2 protein-coding genes are annotated in these 661 nt (G+C 31.5%); both read left to right on the top strand.

Annotation, left to right across the window (positions count from 1 at the left end; translation table 11 throughout):
- Nucleotides 1-152: 152 nt before the first annotated feature.
- On the top strand, nucleotides 153-359 hold the full coding sequence (locus tag IEV18_RS17105; protein WP_188393524.1) for a helix-turn-helix transcriptional regulator: 207 nt from the start codon (nucleotides 153-155) through the stop codon (nucleotides 357-359).
- Entirely contained in the window at nucleotides 359-553 is a 195-nt protein-coding gene (locus IEV18_RS17110) for a hypothetical protein (protein ID WP_188393525.1), read from the top strand. Before IEV18_RS17105 ends, IEV18_RS17110 begins: the two co-directional genes overlap by 1 nt.
- Nucleotides 554-661 lie beyond the last annotated feature (108 nt).

The following is a 661-nucleotide window of genomic DNA, read 5'->3' on the forward strand; positions in this document are numbered from 1 at the left end:
GGCTTTTCGTAGTAACGATGAAATAAAGGCAAATGCGGCATGATCAACTTAGTCTGCATTCAAATATATCAAGGGTTTAGAGCAATTTTAAGCGTGCGAAAGTTGAGTTATAAAATAAGTAAATAGTTCTTTACATTATAGGTGGTGAAAAAATGCCTGTTAAGAACAACATACGGAAAATCAGAAAAGAAAGAGGAATAAAGCAAATTCAAATGGCAGAAGATCTACAGGTGACGCGACAAACCCTTACTGCGATTGAAAACAATAAATACAATCCCAGTTTGGAACTCGCTTTAAAAATTGTGGAATACTTTAAACTTCCCATCGACGAAATTTTTATATTAGAGGAGGAGAAATAATGAGTAGAAAAAAGTTACAAAAATGGAATTTGGCTTTTGTGGCGATTTGTGGGATGGTCGGGGTAATATTTACTCTCATGATTATTTACATCTCGGAAGATTATTTTGATTTAAGTATTCTACTCGGAGCATTAACTGCAATGGTTATTTTAATAATTATCAATGTATTTAAAGTCAACCTAAAAAGAGTTTAAGTTTACCGATTTTCTTTGTTATACCTTCAATCCATTCGTATTTTTTAATCGAAGAAACTTGAATTTATATTTCTGTGTGGAAAAAGTTTATTTTTACCAACACAAATA

The sequence above is a fragment of the Compostibacillus humi genome (assembly GCF_014637175.1).
GTDB classification, from domain to species: Bacteria; Bacillota; Bacilli; order Bacillales; family Amphibacillaceae; genus Oceanobacillus; species Oceanobacillus humi.

Excerpts from the sequence above, each read along its gene's own strand:
- IEV18_RS17105 (WP_188393524.1), top strand. The coding sequence starts at position 153 with ATGCCTGTTAAGAACAACATACGGAAAATCAGAAAAGAAAGAGGAATA.
- IEV18_RS17110 (WP_188393525.1), top strand. The coding sequence starts at position 359 with ATGAGTAGAAAAAAGTTACAAAAATGGAATTTGGCTTTTGTGGCGATT.